The following is a 17769-nucleotide window of genomic DNA, read 5'->3' as shown; positions in this document are numbered from 1 at the left end:
GGGGCAACAGTGTGCGGATATCACGGGTAAAAATAAGCAATTTTGCCAACTTCTCGGACATCGACGTCGAGACGGGCGAGAGCATCGTCATTGTCGGCGAGAACAAGGTCGGCAAGAGCAACTTCATCCGCGCCTTGCAATTGATCCTCGATCCCGGGCTGTCGGAGCGTGACCGCCAGCTCGGGCTCGAACATTTCTGGGACGGCCTGGGCGAGAACAAGCTCGGCGAGACGATTGAGATCTCTGTCGATCTGACGGATTTCACCGGCGACCCGCGCCTGATGGCGCACCTCAACGATTGCGTGATCGACCCAGGCCCTCCCATGGTCGCGCGCCTCACGTACCGCTTCCAGCCAAAGGCAAATCTCGGCCGCAATCCTGAAAGTCTGGCCGACTACGAGTACGTCATTTTCGGCGGCGACGATCCAGATATGGCGATCGGATCGTCCTTGCGCCGGATGCTGCCGCTCGATGTCCAGATCGCGCTCCGCGATGCCGAGAAGGACCTGTCGAGCTGGCGAAACTCGCCGCTGAGGCCCCTGATCGAGCAGTTGGCCGCCTCGCTCGACGAAGACGCTCGTGACGAAATCCAGGAACAGGTCAATGAGGCTCAGGCCGAGTTAGCCGGCCATGCCGAGGTGGTTGCTACCGCGCAACGGATTAGCGACCGCCTGATCGCCATTGCGGGTGAGCAGCACGCCGTTCCGCTCACGCTCGGCCTCGCTCCAACGCGGGTCGATGCGCTGCTGCGCAGCCTGCGCTTGCTGATCGACAATGGCGCGCGCGGCATTGGCGACGCCAGCCTGGGCACCGCCAACCTGATCTTCTTGGCGTTGAAGAGCCTCGAGCTCGATCGTTTGGTGACTGACGGCGAGCGAGACCACACCTTCTTCGTAGTCGAAGAGCCCGAGGCGCATCTTCATCCGCATGTCCAGCGGCTGGTCTATCGCTACTTCCTCGGCGGCGCAGCGGATGATCAGGAAGACGCGCCGCCGCTCACCACCATCCTCACGACGCACTCGCCGCATATCGCGAGCGTCACTCCGATCCGCTCGATCGTCCTCCTCCGCCACGACGCCGGCGAAGACGCGACGACCGCAGTCTCCACGGCGACAGCTCCGCTGACCGAGCGCGATGAGGCCGACCTCCAGCGCTATATCGACGTCAGCCGCGGCGAGATCTTCTTTGCGCGCGGCGTCATCCTCGTAGAAGGCGACGCCGAGCGGTTTCTCGTTCCCGCATTCGCCGAGGCGCTGGGCATACCGCTCGACATGTTGGGCATCACGGTCTGCTCGGTGAGCGGCACCAATTTCACGCCCTATGTGAAGTTGCTGGGGCCGCAGGGCCTGAACATTCCGCACGTCATCCTAACCGATCGCGATCCGAACGGCGCGAACCCGCCGCTGGTGCGCCGCCGCCTCATCAATGTGCTGCGCCTGGTCGAGAACGGCGTGAACTATACGCCGCTGGACGCCGACGCCGTGATCGCCCGTGCCGAGCCACGCGGCTATTTCGTAAACAGCAACACGCTTGAGCCGGAGTTGTTCTGTGACGGCCTGGCGGAAGCGATGCAGCAGGTCATCGAGGAGGAATTGTCGATCAACCAGGCGACCCGCGACCTGATTCAAGGCTGGGTCGACGACACTGACACGCTCGATGAGGAACGCCTGATCAAGCTCATCGAACGGATCGGCAAGGGGCGCTTCGCGCAGGCGCTGGCGCCCCACGTCGATGAGGATACGTGCCCGGACTATATCCGGAGGGCGTTGGAGCACATTCGCGATGCCCTTGCGTAGTGTCAGCGCCGCATATCTCGCCCAAGCGGCGGACTTGGCCAGTAACCCGGGCCAGCAAGCCGCCTATGACTCGACTGGCCATTGTGTCGTGCTCGCGGGTCCCGGCAGCGGCAAGACCAAGACGCTGGTGCTCAAGCTTGCCCGGATCATGGCTGAAGATGTACGCGCGCCACGTGGCGCGGCATGCATCACCTACAGCCAGGAGTGCGCACGAGAGCTGACGCGCCGGTTGGAACGGCTCGGCCTGCGAGAGGCGCCGAACCTTTTCATCGGCACGGTCCATGGCTTTTGCCTGCGGCATCTCTTGATGCCCTATGGCCGGCTTGCCGATCTGCCGGTCCCGTTTCCGCTCGCGGTCGCCACGCAACGTCAGAGCGACCAGGCGATGAAGCGGATCGGCGACAGGCTCTTTGGCGTGGGTCATCCGAACAAGCCAATGGACCTCGGACGTCATCGGCGGTCAATCCTCGACCGGACCTCGGAAGACTGGACCAGGGAGGAGGGGCTTGCGGCCTGGGCTGAGGGCTACGAAGCCGAGTTGCGGCGGACAGGCCTCGTCGATTTTGATGACCTCGTGATTTTCGGTCAGCGGCTGGTCTCAGAGCACGATTGGGTGCTCCCGTTGCTCCAGGCGAAATTTCCGGTGCTCGCGGTCGATGAATATCAGGATCTCGGCGTCGCGTTGCACTGCATCGTCAAGCGCGTGGCCTTCGACGGCGGCGTCCGCCTCTTTGCGGTGGGAGACCCTGATCAATCGATCTACGGATTCACGGGTGCGGATGGCGCTTTGCTGCAGGAGTTGGCCGAGCGCGACGACGTCGAACGCGTCCAGCTCCAATTGAACTACCGCTCGGCCTCGCGCATCGTCAGCGCGTCGGAAATGGCGCTCGGCGAAGCGCGAGGCTATCAATCGAACGATCCCGATCGCCAGGCGGTGATTGCCTTCGTTGAATGCGACGATGGGCTGGAGGGGCAGGCCGCGCACGCGGTTGCCGAAATCATTCCCGCCGCGCTCGCCGCCAAACCGGGACGCGCGCTCGGCGACATCGCCATTCTTTATCGGGACTATCGCGCCGGCGACGTGGTGGCGGAAGCCGTAGCGGCAGCGGGGTTCGACTTCGTGCGCGTCGACACGGCCGCGCCTTATCGGAAGGTCGCGCTTACGAGCTGGATCGAGGATTGCGCGGCATGGTGCGCGGGTGGTTGGCGCGAAGCGCGGCCGCAGTTGCGTGGCTTGCTGGACCGGTGGGTCGGCTTTCATCGCGCGCGAATTTCAGATGCGGAGGCCAGCGCGGAATTGCAAAGCCTAACCCGGCTTCTCTGGTCGCTCCGGGTTGAAGAGGGGCTAGCGCGAGACTTCGTCGCGGCGCTGCGGGCAGGAATGCTCGACGCGCTGATGGCGGCCGAGCCAAGCTTGGCGGATCAGTGCGAACAGGTCGATCGCATGTCGACGGCGCTCGCTGTTGGCGGGCCGCTTGCTGATCTCGATCTTGCAAGCCTTGGCGGTCGCGATGGCTCACCGCTCCACCTCAATCTGTTGACGCTGCACTCCGCCAAAGGCTGCGAGTATGACGTGGTGATCATGGTAGGGCTTGATCTGGGCAGCTTGCCTTGGCGCAACGAACTTCCTGCTGCTCGTCGAGAAAGCCGCCGCCTGTTTTATGTGGGGCTGACGCGGGCCCGCGATGAAATCCACATGCTGTATTCTGGTTATGTCGATACGGCACGCGGGAGGATGTATTGGGGCCGCTCTCCATTCCTGAACGAGCTTGAAGCACGAATGGACGAGGCCGAGGGCAACTAACGATGCTGTCATTCCGCGAAGCGCAGACCATCCAAGAATTGGCCAATCCTTGGCGCATAGTGATGGCGGCGATCTGACCATGTCTACGGATCTCCGTGCCAAGATCGCCAACTTCTTCCATCCGATGTCTCACGCTGCGCTGGACATAGAGCCGTTCCGCATTGCGGGACTGGAGATTCCACGTGGGGATGGATTTTCGAAGAGCCAGCGGATTGATGCTGCGCTGGACAACCTCTCGGAAATGGAGATGGCGAAGCTAGCGCTGAAGCTCGCTCAAGGACGAGATGACGTCGCCCTGGACGAGGCAGGTCGCAAAGTACTCGAAGCCGACGAGCCGCCATTGACCCGTATCACGCGTCGTGATGTTGCGCGCGTGTTCGGAGACGACCTGGCCGGCGAGGCCGACGTACTCGAGTTGGTCGGCCGCTATTTCGTTATTTCCGATCCATTTGAGGAATTATTTGGCGGTAGCGGAAGCCTCAGGAACAAGATCGAGCGTCATATGGTGCGAAACGCGGGCGACTGGTCGGTGGAGTTCCTCTTCGGAGAGATCGGCGCATTCGATTGTTCGCGGGCGCGGTTCGGCGCTTTGCTTCAGGACACGGTCCACCCATTGGCCCGTTCAGGGGAGGAACAACTTCGGACCGTAACCGCACTCAACAAGGTTCTCGCTCGGGATGGTTACGAGCTGGCGGTGGATGGCGATGAATCGGGACATCCGATCTATACATTCCGGCCCATAGTGCGGGGTGTAGAGGGGCGTCCTAAGAACCTGATTTTCGCGTCTCGCGGCCCGAAGCCGGAACTTGGCTTTGCCGATGCCATCAACAACGACATCGTTATTCTCTCCGGGGAGGAAAGCTGCCTCGTATATGACCGTCCAATTACAGCCGCGAATGGCTTATTATGGTCAGAGCTAGTGACATGGTGGTCTGAACAAGGATCAGGCGGTGACGCCGTTAGTCTCGGTAAGCGCCTGCAGGAGGCTCTCGCCTCCGATGCTGAAAGAAAGATCTTCGCGACCTATTTCAAAACCTATCGAAACAGCGTGGCCGACGCTCTTCCTGCACTGTTGCCTCAAGTTTATCTGCACTACGATCCGGCTGTCGTAAAAATGCTCCGCCACCGTTTGCCCCTGATACGCCAACGCATGGATTTTCTTCTCTTGCTTCCCGGCCGCCAGCGGGTTGTGATCGAAGTGGATGGGAAGCATCACTTCTCGGAGGGCGAAAAGCCTTCGCTGAAGATCTACAGCGCGATGGTATCGGCCGACCGCGAACTGCGTCTGGCTGGCTACGAGGTTTACCGATTTGGTGCCAATGAACTGGTTGGCACCGGATCCGAAAAGGTAATCCAAGATTTTTTCGACAAGCTATTTCGTCTACATCGAGTGACTACAGCATAGATTGAAGCCTTGACATTTAGCATCTCCGTACTCGCTAGAATGGATGTTCACCAACCTAGGATATTTTTGGTCTGCAATCGAGATCGGAGAAGGCATTCATGGATCGGCTCACTCTCAACTACGTCTGGAAGCAGAAACCAATTCCGGTTGTTCTGCGTCGGACCGGACGTGGTGAGAAGCTTCGGGTTCGACTGCCTTTCGCCGATGACAATCGGCAATGGTTGCAAAACGGTCGGCGGACGACACCAGAGTGGATCAGCGGCGAGCACGCGTATTGGGAACTGCCGAAGTCCTGGTTCAACGATTTCGTGGATCGAGCATTGCAGCGCTACGGCCGGGTTTACATCATCCAGCCTTATCGCGAGCAGGAGATCTGTGCGCGCGCCTGTCAGGAAGCACAGGGGCACGAATGTCAGTGCTCCTGCATGGGCGCCAACCACGGCACTGGCAATGACGGAAGCTGGTTCGAGGTCTCCGACACCTTCTCAACCCGCTGGGGTGAGCGCGAGCTCGCCTGTCGTTTGCTCACGCTCCGGTAGGAAAGAGTTCATGGATTTTGTTCATATTGCCATTTCTGCCCGCCTAGCCCACGGCGATCTCGTCGCCGCCGACGCTGCCCTCGAAGCCGGCCCCACCGACGACGGCGTCAGGCTCATTCTGTTGAAACAGCTCCTGGTGTCCTGCGCGAACGTCACCGATCTCGAGCTGATCTGTCGTGCACTCTACAAGGATCATCCGGCGATTTCCGAGATCATCACGCCTCATCGGCGCAACTTCGAATTCGCCAAGTACATCCGGAACATCGCGGTTGGTCACGTCAACCCGGCGCTCAGCCAGAAGACCCTCGAATGGCGGCCCGAGCTCAACGCCGTTCTGACGCAACCTGGCGCGCCGGCCGAGGCGTTTCTGGGCTTCGCGGTGTTGGAGAGCGCGATCAACACCTTCGTGGATGGCGAACGGCACCGTATCTTTAACAGCGATACCGATCTGGCTTACCCGCCAGACCTGACGCGATTCCTCAATTTCTTGGGGTCGACCGTGCATGTCGGGATCGCTTACTGCGCTGCGGTGGCCGCCGCGGCGCTCAAGCATGCCAACTTACCCGACTTTAACCAGAACTGGCTGGAGTTGTCCGCGAAAGCGGGCGCCACTGACTTCGCCTTCATTACGCGCAAGGGTTAGGGATGGCTGACGATCTCGACCACCTCGACGACCTGCCGAAGCGTGATGCAAATCATGTCACGGAGGAGAAGGCGGAAACGGCCTTCCAGGCACGTCTAGCGGCGAGTGGTCGCTTCATCCTCCAACGCGCCGACCGCAAGGACTATGGAACGGACTGTGAGATCGAAGTCGTCGATCAGGAGCAGGCCACCAACGTCAGGGTCCACGTGCAGCTCAAAGGGACCGAACGCCCGCTCAACGCGGATGCCTCTCTCAGCATTGAGGTCAACCGCTCGAATCTGAATTACTTGCTGATGCACCCGCACAGCTTCTACGCCGCTTATCACATCCCGACGTCGTCGCTGCGCATCTGCCCAGCGGAGACTGTTCTCCACCAATACGAGCACGCGGGAAAAAACTGGACCCACCAGCAATCGCTCACCGTCAATTTCACTGACGAGCTGACGAACGCGCGGCTGGATCGGCTGGCCACTGTGGCTAGATCTGCTGCGCGGGCGGCGCGCGATCGTCGGATCGAGCAGACCCGGGCGGCGCCTGGCGACATCGCTGGCCTCGTTCGGCGCGGTATTCCGGACATCCATGTCCCGGACGATCCGGCCGTGGCTAGCCAACTCCTTGCGCACCTCTACGATCAGGACGCCGACACGGTGATCAGCGTGGCCTTCGATCGGTTCGCAGCAGTGCTCGGGGTGGGCAACGAACCCATGGGGCCCGCTTACATGGCTGAGGTCAACCTGGGGATGGCGGGGTTAAGTCGGTCGCGCGCCCGGATCGAAGACGCCGTGAAGTTTTTCAGGAATCAGCTCGACCTAGGCCGCTACGAGCGGGGGAGCCTTCACTACACGATCGGCAACGCCTTCTCGGCGCTCGGCCAGGAGGAAGACGCCAAGGCCGCCTATGAGGCGGCTCTCGCCGATCCCGCGTTCGCCAATACGCCGGACCTAGCATCCCAAGGCCATAAGAACCTCGGGACGAGCTTTGAGCGGCTCGGAGATGAGAAGCGAGCAGTCGAGCACTATCGCGAAGCCTTGCGGCTGAACCCGCACCTTCCTGAAGCTCACAATGCCTTGGCCCAATTCTACGTGCGCCACGGCGAGTGGAAGCACGCCCTCGCGCATCTGGATCAGGCCGTCTTCACCGACCCTACCCGCGCCAAGGCGGCAGGCGTTGCAGGGTGGAGAGCAAACGTGCTCTTCAACATGGGAGAGGGGAGCGCGGCGTTCCGTGAGATCAATGGCCTCCTTGTCCAGGCTGACTGCGAGCCATGGATCTGGCCGTTTTTCGCACGGCTGGTGGCGAGCTTCGGTCGGACAACGACGGAGAATGCGCGCCAAGCGCTGGGCTTCTGGCACCGCTACGTCGGCGCCCACCCCGAGACATCTGGTGGCCGTCGCGAGCTGCTGTTGGCGACCTTGTACCTGCGAGCGGAGGGAGAGGATGTTAGCTGGACCTACGCGGAATTCCGCGCCGAGTTTGATCGCCAAATCGAGCACCTCGACGACAAGGATGAAGTCGCCTTTTTATGGGATCGCCTTGGGCACTGGGCGCAAGATGAAGCGGACTGGGCCGAGGCTGAGTTCTGTTTTCGGAAGGCCTACGATCTGACGGGCGGTCACTACGGCTACTGTCTCGGGACCGCCCTCAACTTTCTCGGTCGGTTTGAAGAGAGCCTGCCCATCTTGCGCGAACAGGCCGAGCGCATCCAGCCTGACGCCATGAGCTGGTTTCAGCTCGGCGCAGCCTACGGCGATCTTGGCCAGTCCGCGCAGGCCATCGACGCCTATGAGAAGGCGCTCGCGCTGGATCCCGATTACGACTTGGCGATGTTCAATCTCGGCGGCACTCACTGGAACAGGGGCGAGAAGATTGAGGCTTTGGCAATTTGGACGACGGCCATCGACCGCTTCCCAGATCACGAGCTCGCCGCCAAACTCCGACGTGAAATGCCGGTATTCTTTCCGCCCTATCCCGGCCGATGAAGCCCATCTTCGGACAACACGGTTCTTGATCAGTGAAGGGGGGCGCCGACCGATCATCGGCCGCCATAGCTCGCGATGTCAGCTGTTCGTGACGGTACTTTGATGAAGCTGATTAAGCGTTATTGCGTTTCGAGATCGAGGGGTTTTGAGCCTGATCGACCTCGATAGATATCGACAGCAGACAAAAAATTCTGGGGCGATTTCTATTTAAAATCAAGAGCATATCTTTTTGACGGCCCGAGCGTCGGCTTCCGGCACTACAAGATAGAAAAAAGCAAGCTATATCAAAGACCTAACTGGTCCTTGAACGATCGAGTGGGAATGATTTTTTTTCAGGCTGCCGCCGTCCCGTTGAGAAGCGGGACGCTGCACGGGGCCGGGGTGCTTCCGGTGGAGTGGCGCGTCCCGCGTGGCCACGCTGGCGCGGCAGCCTGATAGAAATCCGGGGGAATTCTTTCCCCCGGACTTTTTTTTATACCTTTTCCCGCGCCGCCGGCCGCATCCGCTCGGCGACGACCATGCCGATGGCGCCGGCGAGCATCAGGATGGCCATGGGCCGGGCGGAGCCATCGGCGAGGTGGCTGAGCAGGATGCCGCTGGTGCCGGCGATGCTGAATTGCAGCGTGCCCATCAGGGCCGAGGCGGAGCCGGCCTGTGTGGCGTGGCGGGAGAGCGCGCCCACCGCCGCATTGGGCAGCACGAAGGCAGAGCTGCCGACGGCGATGAAGATGGGCCCCATCAGCCAGATCCAGTGCGGGGGTCCGCTGAAGGCGATGGCGGCCAGGGCGATGGTGGCGGCGAGGATGACGAGGCTGGCCAGCCGCACGAGGCGCTGTGCCCCGAGGCGGAGCAGCAGGGGCGGGTTGAGCTGCGAGGCCAGGATGAAGCCCGCGGCATTGACGCCGAAGAGCAGGCCGAAGCGGGTGGGGTCCAGCCCGAACATGCCGACGAAGACGGCCGCCGAGCCGCCGACATAGGTGAACATCAGGAACATGCCGGCGCAGCCCATGGCGACATGGGTGAGGAAGCTGCGTTCGCGCAGCACCTGGAGGTAGCGCAGCAGCAGCGCGCCGGGGGCGAGGCGCAGGCGGCGCTCGGGCGGCAGGGTCTCGGGCAGCAGGCGCCAGACCAGGAAGGCCGAGAGCACCGCATAGGCGCTGGAGAACCAGAAGATGGGCCGCCAGCCGCCGAGATGGATCATCAGCCCGCCGAGGCCGGGGGCGAGGATGGGCGCCGCGCCCATGACGAGCATCAGGCGCGACATCAGCCGGGCGGCGGCGTGGCCATCGGCGAGGTCGCGCACCACGGCGCGCGGCAGCACCATGCTGGCTGAGCCACCGAAGGCGGAGAGGAAGCGGAAGAAGGCCAGCATCTGGATATCGGTGGCGAGGGCGCAGCCGATGGAGCCGGCGAGGTAGACGAGCAGCCCGGCGATGAGCGGCCGGCGGCGGCCGAGCCTGTCCCCCAGCGTGCCCTGCACCAGCTGCCCGACAGCCAGCCCCATGAACCAGGCGGCCAGCGTCAGCTCCGCCGAGCCGTGCGGTGCGCCGAAGCCCTGCTCGATGGCCGGGAAGGCGGGCAGGTACATGTCGGTGGAGAGCGGCCCGATGGCGGTGAGGAAACCGAGCAGCAGGGGAAGCCAGGCAGGCATGGGGTCAGGATTCCGCGGGGCAGGCAAGGTGGGGCAGGGCAGGCAGGCGGCTGCCAGGGGAGGAGGCGGCCAGGAGGCGGTGGTTGTGGAGAGAGCGGGCGGCCGGGCCGGCATGTGGCGCGGATGGCCACCCTGGCAATGCGCCCGCCGGCGGCGGGCCGCAAGCGTGGCGGTGCCGCCCTGGCGCGGCGGCGTGACGCGGGTGCGAGAAAGCGCTGGCGCTGGCGGGGAAGTTGCTGGCATCACTTTGCTGTGCGAACCGGTCGCACGACTGCGTTATTCCAACGATACAACAAGTGGCAGAAACCGGACGTCCCTGCCCACGGGATAGGCTGGCCTGTCGCCGGGTGCTCTTTCTGGTGGCGATGCGGCCTTGCGTGGCACCGGTTCGTTCCGGAAACTGCCTCCGCCGCCGGCGTTTTCGCCGGCTCGATAAAACAGGGAGAGCAACATGTTCCGTAATGCCCTCGCGGCCGCCGGCGGGCTGGCCGTCGCCGCCGCCACCCTGCTGGGTCTCGCGGCGCCTGCCTCCGCGCAGCAGGCTTCCGCCGATACCGTCGGTGCCATCCGCGCCCGTGGCGCCGTGGTGTGCGGCGTGTCCGGCAGTTCCGCCGGCTTCAGCCTGCCGGACAGCCAGGGCGTGATGCGCGGCCTGGACGCCGATGGCTGCCGCACCGTCGCCGCCGCCATCCTGGGCGACGCCAACAAGGTGCGCTTCGTCAACCTGACCTCGCAGAATCGCTTCCCGGCGCTGCAGTCGGGCGAGGTGGACCTGCTGGTGCGCAACACCACCTGGACCCTGGCGCGCGAGGCCTCGCTGGGCTTCGAGTTCGCCAGCATCAACTTCTATGACGGCCAGGGCTTCCTGGTGAAGAAGTCGCTCAACGTCAGCTCGGCCAAGCAGCTGGACGGCGCCACCGTCTGCGTCCAGCCCGGCACCACGACCGAGCTGAACCTCTCCGACTACTTCCGCAGCAACAACATGAAGTTCACCCCGGTGGTGATCGAGAGCGTCGAGGAGATCCGCACGGCCTTCAATGCCGGCCGCTGCGACGCCTATACGACGGACGCCTCCTCGCTGGCCTCGTTCCGCGCCACCGCCTCCAACCCGGGCGAGCTGCTGCTGCTGCCGGAGATCATCTCGAAGGAGCCGCTGGGTGCCGTGGTCCGCAAGGGCGACTTCAAGTTCTTCGACATCGTCCGCTGGGCGCATTTCGCGCAGCTGACGGCGGAGGAGCTTGGCATCACCAGCAAGAACATCGAGAGCTTCGCCGACAGCAACAACCCGGATGTGCAGCGCTTCATGGGCAAGAGCGGCGACCTGGGCAAGATGCTCGGCCTCTCGCCGGACTGGGCTGTGAACATCGTCCGCCAGGTCGGCAACTTCGCCGAGATGTGGGACCGCAGCATCACCCCGATGGGCGTGCAGCGCGGCATCAACAACCTGTGGACCAAGGGCGGCCTGCAGTACGCGCCCCCGATGCGCTGAGCCTCGCGCGCCTTTTTTCCGCGCGCGGCGAGCCATTCGCCTGAGGGGCGGGCGCCGCACCGGGCCGGAGTCTTCCGGCCCGGGGTGGTGGCCCGCCTTTCCCGTTTGCGGGCCCGCGGCGGGAGCGGCACACTCCCCGCACCGCCCGACCACACCAGACAGAGAGACACGCATGCGCCGTATTTCCGCCGCCCTGCTCGGCCTGGCCGCGCTGGCCCTGGGCCAGGCCAAGCCCGCCCTGGCGCAGCCCGCCGCCGATACGCTGGCGGCGATCCGTGCCCGGGGCAGCATCGCCTGCGGCGTGACGCCCAACACCATCGGCTTCGCCACGCCGGACAGCCAGGGCATCTTCCGCGGCCTGGATGCCGATTACTGCCGTGCCCTGGCGGCCGCCGTGTTCGGCGACCCGTCCAAGGTGCGCTTCGTCCCCACCACCGCGCCGCAGCGCTTCCCCGCGCTGCAATCGGGCGAGGTGGATGTGCTGATCCGCACCACGACCTGGACGCTGTCGCGCGAGGCGGCGCTGGGCTTCGTCTTCGCCGGCATCAATTTCTATGATGGCAATGGCTTCATGGTGCGCAAGTCGATGGGCATCACCTCGGCGAAGCAGCTGGATGGCGCCAGCGTCTGCGTTCAGCAGGGCTCGACGACGGAGCTGAACGTCACCGACTATTTCCGCGCCAACAGCATGAAGCTGAACCCGGTGACCTTCGAGAATGTCGAGGAGATCCGCAGCGCCTTCGCCGCCGGGCGCTGCGACGTCTATACCTCTGACACCTCGACGCTGGCGGCCTTCCGCGCCGGCCAGGGCCCGGCGGCTTCGGAGTATGTCCTGCTGCCGGAGATCATCTCGAAGGAGCCGCTCGGTCCTTCCGTGCGCAAGGGCGATGCGAAGTGGTTCGACATCGTGCGCTGGACGCATTTCGCGCTGCTGACGGCGGAGGAACTGGGCATCACCAGCCAGAACATCGACAGCATGGCGAACAGCACCAACCCGGATGTGCAGCGCTTCCTGGGCAAGAGCGGTGACCTGGGCAAGATGATGGGTGTGGCGCCGGACTGGGCGGTGCAGGTGGTGCGCGCCACGGGCCATTATGGGGAGATGTGGGAGCGCAACATCACGCCGATGGGCATTCAGCGCGGCATCAACAGCCTGTGGACCAAGGGCGGCCTGCAATACGCCCCGCCGATGCGCTGATTTTTTCTACTCTGGCGCCCTGCCGGCAGCGGGGCGCCAAACTGACAGAAAGTTTTTGGTTCTTTTTTCAAAAAGAACCCTTTTAATCTTTTCTAATTCGACCTCTCTTTTCCCTCGAATTCCCGGATGATGTCCTCCAGCCGTTCCCGCCGCAGCCTTTCGTAATGGCGGCGGTGGTGGGCATCGATGTCGTTGAGCCGGGCCTCCGTCAGCGCCTGAAAATCGTAGCTCTCGCTTTCGGCGATGCGCATGCGGTCGAAGCCCATGTGGCGGAAATGCTCGGGCGAGAAGGAATGCCCGCGCTCGCCGATATAGCGGCCGAAGCTGACGGTGGTCATGACGCGGCTGAGGCCGAGATGCAGGCAGGCGATGCTCTTGGCCGCGTCCTGCGAGGAGGCTTCCGAGGCGATGCTGAGCGGCCTGAACAGTTCGAGGATCGCGCCGTTGGGCCGGTCGCGGTAGTCGCGCCCTTCGAGCAGGGCGTAGTAGGGCCTGAGCCAGTCCATCATCTGGCGCCAGCCTTCGCGGCGCAGGGCGAAGCCCCAATGGTGCTCCAGCGGGATGTATTTCACCACCGGCCCCGGATAGTCGCGGCGGTGGTCACCATAGGCGCCGAAATAGACGATGCGCGGAAAGGCCGCGGTGATGACGCGCAGCCGTTCCAGCGCCCAGAGATACCAGGGCCCCGGCTCCAGGTCGTCCTCGAAGAAATAGCCGATCTCGGCGTTCAGCTCGTCAAAGACCAGCCGTTCCCCGCGCAGGATGTTGCGGGCGATGCCGAGGTTGTGCGGGCTGGCGAGGACGGTGCCGAGCGGGAAATGCCGCCGGAAGGTGGCGATGCTGGCGGCGATATCCTCATCGCGGGCGTAGCGCCGCCCGGTGCGCGGGGAGATGGCGCCATCCTGCACCAGCCAGATATTGGTCGGGTCCAGCACCACGCCGCGCTGCCGCGAGAGCCCGGCGCAGACGCGCTCCAGATAGTCCGGCCGGTCGAAGGCGAAGAGGATGACGGGCGCGCTGACGAGCGGCGCGCCGCTCATGCCGTGGCCTCGCGCCGGAAGCCCGGGCCTGCGGGCGGCTCGGCGAATTCCTCGCTGATCGATTCGACGCGGGCGAGGCGCGGCCCGGCCCGGCAGGCGGTGAGCAGCGCGCCGACGGCGGCGGCATCGCCGGCCACCAGGGCTTCCACGCTGCCATCGGCGCGGTTGCGCACCCAGCCCTGCACGCCCAGCCGGTTGGCCTCCGCCACCATCCAGTCCCGGTAGCCGACCCCCTGGACCCGGCCCCGGATCCGCACCCGCTTGGCGTCCATGCCGCCTCCTCCTGGTCCTTTCCCCTGGCCTCAGCCGCGCGCCAGATCCAGCAGGCGGGCGGCCAGGGCGATATCCTTCACCACCCCGTCCCGCCGCGCCAGGGCCTCGGGATCCTCGCCCCAGAACTCTTGCTGGAAGGCTTCGTCGAGGAAGGCGAGGTGGCAGGCGGTGGCGGCATCCAGCCGGCCGCGCGCCAGGGCGAGGCCCAGCACCAGGCTGCCCAGGGCCGGGATAGCCACGCCCATCGCCGCCAGTTCCAGCGGGCCGAGGGCGGACAGCGCCCGGCGCAGCGCCGCCAGCGAATCGGTTGGCTGCGCCACGGGCATGATGCCGGTGGTGCAGCGCAGCGGGGCATCCAGTTCCAGCGCCGCCCAGTCCAGCAGGGGCTGCCAGCCCTGCGCCTGCCGCCCGGCCAGGCGCGGCTCATCGGCGCTGCGGTAGCAGAGCATGTCCGTCTCGCCGTATTTCAGCAGGGCCTCCACGCTGGCCTGCGGGTCGGGCGCGATGCGCTCCAGCGCGGTGGCGACCACGCGGGTCAGCGGCACCTGCTCCATCGACATGGCGCCGCCCTTCTGCCCGCCGGCGGCCTGCCATTCGGCGGCGACGGCCTCGGCCAGGGAGAGGCGGGGCAGGTGCAGCGGGCCGCTGCCCGGCAGCCGCAGCGGGCGGCCATCCAGCAGAACGGCGAAAAGGCCATCCCCGGCGGGGGCGGCGGTGGCGTGGTCCCAGAAGCGCTTCATGCCGCCCGATTAGAACAAAAGGGCGGGGGAATGAATTCCCCCGCACCCCCTTCTTTTTTCTGTCCGTTCAACCCACGCGGGTGGAGGCGGTGTTGACGTAACCGTGAGAGGCGGGAATCCGTCTCATGCGATGGCGAGCACTTCCGAAATGATCGTTAAAATGTAAAGCTGCACCTGTCACAACCCCGGCAGTCACAGCGGCGGAGATCCACCACCCTGCGTGGCAGCCCATCAGGCAAGGGCAGGTGCCATGACGGTGCTGACGGCAGTTCCCCCCGCGGCGCTGGCCGAGCCGGTGCTGATCGTGCCGGCGGCCGAGGCGCACCTGCCCGGCATGCGGGCGATCTTCAACAGCATCGTGGCCGCCAGCACCGCCGTCTACACGGATTGCGTGGAAAGCGCGGAGCAGCGCGCCGCCTGGTTCGCCCAGCGCCGCGCCCTCGGCTACCCCGTGCTGGTGGCGCTGGGGGAGACGGAGACGGATGTGCTGGGCTTCGCCAGCTTCACCGATTTCCGGCCCTGCTGGCCCGGCTTCCGCCACACGGTGGAGCACTCCGTCCATCTGCGCCCGGATAGCCGCGGGCGCGGCCTCGGCACGCGGCTGGTGGGCGCGCTGCTGGAGCAGGCGGCGCTGATGGGCAAGCATGTCATGGTCGCGTCCATCGACGCGGAGAATGCCCCCTCCCTCCGCCTGCATGAGCGGCTGGGCTTCCGGGAAGTGGGGCGGATGCCCCAGGTGGGGTGCAAGTTCGGCCGCTGGCTGGACCTCGTGCTGATGCAGAAGCAAATCAGCGACGCGATGCCAGGGGTTTGAGAAGAAGCGTTCTTTTTTGAAAAAAAGAACCAAAAAACTTTTCCAGTGCAGCGTCCCGCTATGCCGGGAGACGGCGGCAGCCTGAAAAAAATTCTTCAGAAAAAGAAGGGGATCTTAAAAAGATCCCCTTGCCTGCCTCAGGCGGCCTTGGCTTCGCGCCGGCGGCGGTGCAGCACGAACTCGGTATAGCCATTGGGCTGCGCCGCGCCCTCGAAGACGAGGTCGCAGGCGGCCTGGAAGGCCGGGCCATCGAAGCCCGGGGCCATCGGCACATAGGCCGGGTCGCCGGCATTCTGCTGGTCCACCACGGCGGCCATGCGCTTCAGCGTCTCCTCCACCTGGGCGCGGCTGACGACGCCATGGCGCAGCCAGTTGGCGATGTGCTGGGCGGAGATGCGCAGCGTCGCGCGGTCCTCCATCAGGCCGATATTGTTGATGTCCGGCACCTTGGAGCAGCCCACGCCCTGGTCCACCCAGCGCACCACATAGCCGAGGATGCCCTGGGCGTTGTTGTCCAGCTCCGCCTGCACATCAGCCGGCGCCCAGTTGCTGGTGGAGAGCGGGATGCTCAGGATGTCGTCCAGCTTCGCGCGCGGGCCGCCCGCCAGCAGCTCCGCCTGGCGCGCCGCCACGCTGACCTCGTGGTAGTGCAGCGCGTGCAGCGTCGCGGCGGTGGGGGAGGGCACCCAGGCGGTGTTGGCGCCGGCGCGCGGGTGGCCGATCTTCTGCGCCAGCATGTCCGCCATCCGGTCCGGCATGGCCCACATGCCCTTGCCGATCTGCGACTTGCCGCGCAGGCCGCAGGCGAGGCCGGTATCCACGTTCCAGTCCTCATAGGCCTTGATCCAGGCCGCGCCCTTCATGTCGTTCTTGCGCAGCACCGGGCCGGCTTCCATGGCGGTGTGGATCTCATCGCCCGTGCGGTCGAGGAAGCCGGTGTTGATGAAGGCCACGCGCTCCTTCGCCGCGGCGATGCAGGCGCGCAGGTTGACGGTGGTGCGGCGCTCCTCGTCCATGATGCCCATCTTCAGGGTGAAGGCGGGCAGGCCGAAGGCGGCCTCGATGCGGCCGAACAGGTCATTGGCCCAGGCCACTTCCTTCGGCCCGTGCATCTTCGGCTTGACGATGTAGACGGAGCCGGCGCGGCTGTTGCGCCGCGCCCCGCGCAGGTCGTGCAGCGCGATGGCGACGGTGGCGAGGGCGTCCAGGATGGTCTCCGGCACCTCCTGCCCGTCCAGCAGCACGGCATCCGTCATCATGTGGTGGCCGACATTGCGCACCAGCATCAGGCTGCGGCCCGGCAGGGTCAGGCTGCCGCCATCCGGCGCGGTGTAGACGCGGTCCGGGTTGAGCCGGCGCGTCAGGGTGCGGCCATCCTTCTCGAACTTCGCCTCCAGGTCGCCCTTCATCAGGCCGAGCCAGGCGCGGTAGACCTCCACCTTGTCCGCCGCATCGACGGCGGCCACGGAATCCTCGCAGTCCATGATGGTGGAGAGGGCGGATTCGGCCACCAGATCGGCGATGCCGGCCGGGTCTTCCTTGCCGATCGGGTGGGCGCGGTCGATGCGCAGCTCCAGGTGCAGGCCGTTGTTGCGCAGCAGGATGGCGGTGGGCGCCTCCGCCGCGCCGGCATGGCCGGCGAACTGCGCGGCCTCCTTCAGCGTGGTGCTGGCGGCGCCGCCGCCGGCGAGGGTGACGGCCAGCGCCCCGCCGCGCACGGCCAGCCCCGTGACCTCCGCCCAGCGCCCGGCGGCCAGCGGCACGGCCTGGTCCAGCACGGCGCGCGCGCGCGCGATCACCGCCGCGCCGCGCGCCGGGTTGAAGCCGCGGCCCGGCGCCAGATCGCCCTCCTGCGGGATGGCGTCGGTGCCATAGAGCGCGTCATACAGGCTGCCCCAGCGCGCATTGCCGGCATTCAGCGCGTAGCGCGGGTTGTTCACCGGCACGACGAGCTGCGGCCCGGCCAGGCTGGCGATCTCCGGGTCCACATTCGCCGTGGTGACGGCGACGGCGCCGGGGTCGGGGAGGAGGTAGCCGATCTCCTCCAGGAAGGCGCGGTAGGCGGCGGCATCGACCGGGCGCGCCGGGTGGGCGCGGTGCCACGAGTCGATCTTCGCCTGTAGCGCATCGCGCTCGGCCAGCAGCGCGGCGTTGCGCGGCGCCAGATCGGCCAGGATGGTCTCCAGCGCCGTCCAGAAGGTGGCGGCCTCCACCCCGGTGCCCGGCAGGGCCTCCGCCTCGATGAAGTCCCGCAGCGTCTGCGCCACGTCGAGCGCGCCGATCCGCACCATGCCGGCCATTGGTTTCTCCCGTCTGATTTCCTGCCGGCGAGTTAACCCACATTCCCCCCGCGCGGCAAAGGCAGAGAGTCGGTTCCGCAACGAAGGGCCGCAGAGGG

At 65.3% G+C, this 17769-nt stretch carries 14 protein-coding genes; 9 read left to right on the top strand and 5 right to left on the bottom strand.

Features of this window, described 5'->3' with window-relative positions; translation table 11 throughout:
• Nucleotides 1–11 precede the first annotated feature (11 nt).
• The 6 genes from NON00_RS01005 to NON00_RS00980 all read left to right on the top strand — a co-directional run bounded on the left by NON00_RS01005 (nucleotide 12) and on the right by NON00_RS00980 (nucleotide 8166).
• Nucleotides 12–1796 carry an AAA family ATPase gene (locus NON00_RS01005; RefSeq protein WP_256016601.1) on the top strand — a complete coding sequence of 595 codons (1785 nt, stop codon included), beginning with the start codon at nucleotides 12–14 and terminating at the stop codon, nucleotides 1794–1796.
• Nucleotides 1783–3600: an ATP-dependent helicase gene (locus NON00_RS01000; protein WP_256016598.1), complete on the top strand. Its 1818-nt coding sequence runs from the start codon at nucleotides 1783–1785 to the stop codon at nucleotides 3598–3600. The genes NON00_RS01005 and NON00_RS01000 overlap by 14 nt, the downstream gene beginning before the upstream one ends.
• A gap of 49 nt (nucleotides 3601–3649) precedes the next feature.
• Nucleotides 3650–5005 (top strand): hypothetical protein, encoded by a 1356-nt coding sequence (locus tag NON00_RS00995; RefSeq protein ID WP_256016596.1) that lies wholly within the window; start codon nucleotides 3650–3652, stop codon nucleotides 5003–5005.
• 98 nt (nucleotides 5006–5103) lie between these two features.
• Complete coding sequence (locus tag NON00_RS00990) at nucleotides 5104–5544, top strand: hypothetical protein (protein WP_256016594.1); 441 nt, start codon at nucleotides 5104–5106, stop codon at nucleotides 5542–5544.
• A gap of 10 nt (nucleotides 5545–5554) precedes the next feature.
• Nucleotides 5555–6187, top strand: coding sequence for a hypothetical protein (locus tag NON00_RS00985; RefSeq protein WP_256016591.1), 633 nt, complete (start codon nucleotides 5555–5557; stop codon nucleotides 6185–6187).
• A gap of 2 nt (nucleotides 6188–6189) precedes the next feature.
• Entirely contained in the window at nucleotides 6190–8166 is a 1977-nt protein-coding gene (locus NON00_RS00980; RefSeq protein WP_256016589.1) for a tetratricopeptide repeat protein, read from the top strand.
• A 472-nt stretch (nucleotides 8167–8638) separates the two neighbouring features.
• Here NON00_RS00980 and NON00_RS00975 read toward each other — a convergent pair whose 3' ends face one another.
• Nucleotides 8639–9817, bottom strand: a complete 1179-nt coding sequence (locus NON00_RS00975; protein WP_256016586.1) for a multidrug effflux MFS transporter — start codon at nucleotides 9815–9817, stop codon at nucleotides 8639–8641.
• Nucleotides 9818–10268: 451 nt separating this feature from the next.
• Between NON00_RS00975 and NON00_RS00970 the strand changes: the two genes are divergently transcribed.
• Nucleotides 10269–11306: an amino acid ABC transporter substrate-binding protein gene (locus tag NON00_RS00970; protein WP_256016583.1), complete on the top strand. Its 1038-nt coding sequence runs from the start codon at nucleotides 10269–10271 to the stop codon at nucleotides 11304–11306.
• A gap of 172 nt (nucleotides 11307–11478) precedes the next feature.
• Nucleotides 11479–12504, top strand: coding sequence for an amino acid ABC transporter substrate-binding protein (locus NON00_RS00965; RefSeq protein WP_256016580.1), 1026 nt, complete (start codon nucleotides 11479–11481; stop codon nucleotides 12502–12504).
• A 92-nt stretch (nucleotides 12505–12596) separates the two neighbouring features.
• Here NON00_RS00965 and NON00_RS00960 read toward each other — a convergent pair whose 3' ends face one another.
• The 3 genes from NON00_RS00960 to NON00_RS00950 are packed head-to-tail and all read right to left on the bottom strand — an operon-like array spanning nucleotide 12597 to nucleotide 14557.
• Entirely contained in the window at nucleotides 12597–13544 is a 948-nt protein-coding gene (locus NON00_RS00960; protein WP_256016578.1) for a hypothetical protein, read from the bottom strand.
• Nucleotides 13541–13816 (bottom strand): acylphosphatase, encoded by a 276-nt coding sequence (locus tag NON00_RS00955; protein ID WP_256016576.1) that lies wholly within the window; start codon nucleotides 13814–13816, stop codon nucleotides 13541–13543. Before NON00_RS00955 ends, NON00_RS00960 begins: the two co-directional genes overlap by 4 nt.
• A 30-nt stretch (nucleotides 13817–13846) precedes the next feature.
• Nucleotides 13847–14557 carry an ATP12 family chaperone protein gene (locus NON00_RS00950; RefSeq protein ID WP_256016574.1) on the bottom strand — a complete coding sequence of 237 codons (711 nt, stop codon included), beginning with the start codon at nucleotides 14555–14557 and terminating at the stop codon, nucleotides 13847–13849.
• Between the two features lie 250 nt (nucleotides 14558–14807).
• Between NON00_RS00950 and NON00_RS00945 the strand changes: the two genes are divergently transcribed.
• Entirely contained in the window at nucleotides 14808–15371 is a 564-nt protein-coding gene (locus NON00_RS00945; protein ID WP_256016572.1) for a GNAT family N-acetyltransferase, read from the top strand.
• A gap of 137 nt (nucleotides 15372–15508) precedes the next feature.
• On the opposite strand, the gene NON00_RS00940 is transcribed toward NON00_RS00945, so the two are convergent.
• The gene (locus tag NON00_RS00940) at nucleotides 15509–17671 is read right to left on the bottom strand and encodes a malate synthase G (RefSeq protein WP_256016570.1); all 2163 of its coding nucleotides are present in this window, start codon (nucleotides 17669–17671) and stop codon (nucleotides 15509–15511) included.
• Nucleotides 17672–17769 lie beyond the last annotated feature (98 nt).

This window comes from Roseomonas sp. GC11 (assembly GCF_024437745.1).
GTDB lineage: Bacteria > Pseudomonadota > Alphaproteobacteria > Acetobacterales > Acetobacteraceae > Pseudoroseomonas.
Note: the sequence above shows the minus strand (reverse complement) of the source record. Positions and strands in the feature narration are given on the sequence as shown.

Bases quoted from the DNA above. Each gene is read 5' to 3' on its own strand.
- NON00_RS01000 (WP_256016598.1), top strand. From the start codon at position 1,783: ATGCCCTTGCGTAGTGTCAGCGCCGCATATCTCGCCCAAGCGGCGGAC.
- NON00_RS00940 (WP_256016570.1), bottom strand. From the start codon at position 17,671: ATGGCCGGCATGGTGCGGATCGGCGCGCTCGACGTGGCGCAGACGCTG.
- NON00_RS00950 (WP_256016574.1), bottom strand. From the start codon at position 14,557: ATGAAGCGCTTCTGGGACCACGCCACCGCCGCCCCCGCCGGGGATGGC.
- NON00_RS00945 (WP_256016572.1), top strand. From the start codon at position 14,808: ATGACGGTGCTGACGGCAGTTCCCCCCGCGGCGCTGGCCGAGCCGGTG.
- NON00_RS00980 (WP_256016589.1), top strand. From the start codon at position 6,190: ATGGCTGACGATCTCGACCACCTCGACGACCTGCCGAAGCGTGATGCA.
- NON00_RS00985 (WP_256016591.1), top strand. From the start codon at position 5,555: ATGGATTTTGTTCATATTGCCATTTCTGCCCGCCTAGCCCACGGCGAT.
- NON00_RS00990 (WP_256016594.1), top strand. From the start codon at position 5,104: ATGGATCGGCTCACTCTCAACTACGTCTGGAAGCAGAAACCAATTCCG.
- NON00_RS00965 (WP_256016580.1), top strand. From the start codon at position 11,479: ATGCGCCGTATTTCCGCCGCCCTGCTCGGCCTGGCCGCGCTGGCCCTG.
- NON00_RS00970 (WP_256016583.1), top strand. From the start codon at position 10,269: ATGTTCCGTAATGCCCTCGCGGCCGCCGGCGGGCTGGCCGTCGCCGCC.
- NON00_RS00960 (WP_256016578.1), bottom strand. From the start codon at position 13,544: ATGAGCGGCGCGCCGCTCGTCAGCGCGCCCGTCATCCTCTTCGCCTTC.
- NON00_RS00955 (WP_256016576.1), bottom strand. From the start codon at position 13,816: ATGGACGCCAAGCGGGTGCGGATCCGGGGCCGGGTCCAGGGGGTCGGC.
- NON00_RS00975 (WP_256016586.1), bottom strand. From the start codon at position 9,817: ATGCCTGCCTGGCTTCCCCTGCTGCTCGGTTTCCTCACCGCCATCGGG.